This window comes from Thermoleptolyngbya sp. M55_K2018_002 (genome assembly GCF_015295965.1).
Classification (GTDB): Bacteria; Cyanobacteriota; Cyanobacteriia; order Elainellales; family Elainellaceae; genus Thermoleptolyngbya; species Thermoleptolyngbya sichuanensis.
The window spans coordinates 1-3,758 of record NZ_DVEA01000154.1 but is presented as its reverse complement, the minus strand read 5'-3'; the positions used below and the strand labels follow the sequence as shown (position 1 = coordinate 3,758).

1 protein-coding gene and 1 pseudogene are annotated in these 3,758 nt (G+C 57.3%); both read right to left on the bottom strand.

The window, feature by feature from the left end:
* A partial coding sequence (locus tag IGS51_RS07530) for a PAS domain S-box protein (RefSeq protein WP_297077674.1) occupies positions 1-3,164 on the bottom strand: 3,164 nt, incomplete at its 3' end.
* Between the two features lie 258 nt (positions 3,165-3,422).
* Positions 3,423-3,758, bottom strand: a pseudogene (locus tag IGS51_RS07525) (glutamine synthetase); the annotation flags it as partial.

Genomic DNA, 3,758 nt, shown 5'->3' with positions numbered 1-3,758 from the left:
GTGCCGCCATACTTCCACGGGTCGCTGTTGGGAATGCGATAGAACTTTTCAAAGATGCGATCGCGCTCCGGTTCGGGGATCGTGATGCCCGTGTTGGTGATGTGGATGGCGTAGTGGGGAGACGCAGGGTGGGGAAGCTGGGCGCTCTCCGTTTCGCTATTTTCTAGAGCTTCTAGTTCTAAATCTTCTAGGCAGGCGGAGACGCAGATCGTCTCGTTGCTGGGCGTGTACTTGCAGGCATTTTGAAGCAGTTCTGTGAAGATTTGCTCCAAATAGGAAAAATCGGTGGTGACGATCAGTGGCTCGGTAGGCAGGTGAAAGTGCAGGTTTTGCTGCTGGCTGCGGGCGCGGCTGACGAAGGGTTCGGCAACATGCAAGATCCAAGACCTTAGCTCCAAAGTCGTGAGCAGCAGTGGCTCGGTGTTGGCAGTAAGGCGCGACAGGTCGAGCAGGTCGTTGATCAGCCTCGTTTCACGATCGCACTCGCTTTGCAGAATTTTGAAATACTGACTGATTTGCGGGTCGTCGAATACGCCCTTGCGCTGAAGCAAAATCTCCAGCATTTCTGCGGACATTTTGATGCTGGACATGGGCGATCGCAGTTCGTGAGACACTGTGTTCAGAAAGTCGTCTTTCAAATGGTTGAGCCGGGCCAACTCATCAACCTGGCGCTGGGCGCTTTGATACAGCCGCGACTGGCGCAGGGCGATCGCGCATTGATTGGCCACCTGCTGCACCAGCCGCGTCTCCAGTTCTCGAAAGGCTTCCTGGCCGGGCTTGAATAGCCACAAACTGCCCAAGACTTGCTGGTCGTGCAGAATGGGGCAGACCAGCAGCGTCACCGGCTGCTCGGTCAGATGGGTTGCCCCGTCGACATCGGCAGCGTTGGCCTCACGATGGGGCCGCTCACGATGGGCAGGCTCAGAAGGCGGGGATTCGCCCGTGGCGCTGAGGCCGGGCAGCGTTTGGCAACATACCTGCACAAACTGCCCCGCTAAAACGGCTCGATGCACCTCTGGGAGATCGATCAGGGGAACCACGAGTCCCTGGCTAGAAGCCATCTGGGCACGGCTGCGATATTCATAGCAGATGGTCAGCGTTTGCGTCGTCAGGTCATACATCCCAGCCTGACAGCGCTCTACCCCCAGCCCCATGCCCAACTCGGTTACGGCCGTTTGCAGGATCTGGTGTTCGTCTAGGCTATCGCGCACCTTGTCGGTAATCCGCTTCAGCCTTGCCTCCAGGTCAATCGCCTGCTGCAACTGGGTGGTGCGCCGCTGCACTTGCGTTTCCAGGGTGGTGTTGAGCAGCCGGACTTGATGAAACAGTTCGGACTGCTGGATGGCGATCGCCAATTGATCTGCCACCGCCTGCGCCACCTCTGCTTCCCAATCCTGCCACGGGTCGAGCGACAGTTCTCGCGTCAGGCTAAGGCTGCCCCACACAGCTTCCCCAATCTTCAGCGGCACAAGCATCCATCGTGCGGGCATCTCTAGTGCCAGCGTTTGGTTGAAGTCTCCGCTAGCCTGTCGATTGTCATCCAACCGCACGAGCTGGCCCTGCGCCAGTTGCGCTGCTAAGGGGTTGCCTTGGTGGGGAATGCGGATTCCGGGTCGATGGCGGGCTGGCGACCCCGGCGGCACATATTCTGCCTGGAGCAGCCAGCACATCTCATGTACGAGGTATTTTACAATCGACACGCGGCTGAGGTGCAGCAGAGCAGCTGTTTCTCGCACGGCGGTTTCAAAAATCGTGGGTAAATCCAGAGATCGACGGATTGCCTGGATCACCTGATTCAGCATTTGCTCGCGCTGCGATCGCTGCTTGAGTTCTAGCTCTAGCTGCTTGCGCTCCGTAATGTCTTGCGTTGTGCCATAGAGCTTGACGACGCGCCCTGACGCATCGATCTCGGCCTGACCCCGCGATTCTAGATAGGCGATCGAGCCGTTGGGCTGACTCAGGCGCAGATCGAGTACGTAGGGCTGGCCAAGGGCGATCGCATTTGACACTGCCGCATCCAGCCGCATCCGATCCTCTGGCACAAATTTTTGCAGCAGTTCTGGATAGCTGGGTTCGCCCTGCGTCCGCTCCAATCCGTGAATCTCATACATCTGGTCCGACCAGGTAATCCGCCTCGTTTCCAGATCAAATTCCCAGTTGCCAATTCGGGCAACGGCCTGGGCCGTTTTCAACCGCGTTTGACTCTGCCGGAGTGCCTCTTCGGTCTGCTTGCGGTGGCTGATGTCGATCTCTACCGCCGTGACGCGCCAGCAGTGGTCATGGGGGCTATAAAAGCTGGATGCTGCACTTGAGAACCAGCGGAGGGAGCCGTCTTTGTGGAAAAACCGATACTCATAGGTAACAGGCTCTCCTTGCAAAAGCTGGGTTTGATTAAGCGTTAGAATCATCTGCCGATCGTCTGGCAGCAGGCGAGACATCCACAACTGTTGATCGGCCATCAGTTCTTCCGCGCTATAGCCAAACAGCGCCTCGGTTCCGGGAGAGCGATAGTCGTAGTCCCAACTGAGGTCGGCATAAAGCCGAAAGCTGGTCACGGCTGCACAGGCGCGGTTCAATACTTCCTGAAGTTGTAGGACGGTTTGCTTTGAGGTGTGTTCTAGGGCTTTGCGATCGCTGATATCGGTCACCAGCGCGTAATAGCCGCGCACCTGCTGGGTATCGTCCCAGTCGGGCACAAGCAGCACCGACACTGGGCGCGGTTTCCCAATTGCGTAGGGCAACTCTGCTTCATAGTGAACTGATTTGCCGGATAGTGCCTGTTCGATAAAGGGAGCCGCAAGCTGGTAGGCCGCCTCCCCAATGACTTCCCGCACAGATTTGCCGTAGAGGTCTTCCCGCCGCCGCTCCATCCACACTTCGTAGGTGCGGTTCATAAAGCGGTAGCGCTGATTGGCATCGACGCAGGAAATGCAAACAGGAAGAGCGTCGAGCAATTGCTGGAGTTTCAGTTCATGGCTCCTTAGAGAACTTTTACCGGAGGGGTGAGAAGGCAGTCCACCAGGCTCTTCCGGCACGCCATCCTCTGTCAAAGCATGGGCTGCCGGGGTTAACGGATTCGGGAAGCCATGCGGCTGGGGCAGAGAAAAAGGGCGATCGCTCACGGGTTTGAGATGGCTCGGCAAATAGTCTGCAAAAGCCTGCAAAATACTTGCGCTTAAAGAAAATTTAAGCTTGATTACTTGCCACAATAGCATTCCTGGTGGTGTGCATTTCGGTTCTCACGACACGGCCCAAAGGTGGGTTTTAAGGAGCGTTTTCGGGGGATTTGACAGTTCTCAACGGTGTCACCTAACGGTGTCTCTAAACGATGTGATCATGCTCTAGCCAGACCCAGCCGCAGCAGCCCAGTCAATCGCCAAGTGATATCACCCCGATATCATTCGGTAATATACCATTCCTGGTTAATATCGCTCCAGCAGCAGCTGCACCTCTTCTTCCAGTTCCAGATTGCCCAGAGCGCTCCACTCGGCCCGGCGCACTGCTAAAAACGCTCGCGCCAGGTCAGAACCCAGCGCATTGAGCAGCACGGTGGACTGGCTGAGGTGGGCGATCGCCGCTCCCAGGTTGGCGGGCAGCCGATCGATCTGGCGAGTCTGCCGTTCTGCCTCGATCAGCGTGGCAGGGTCTACGGCGATGGGGTCTCCGGGTTCTCGCCGCTGCTGAAGGCCATCCAGCCCCGCAGCGATGACCGCGCCCAGCGCCAGATAGGGATTTGCCGAAGCGTCTACGGTTTTTAG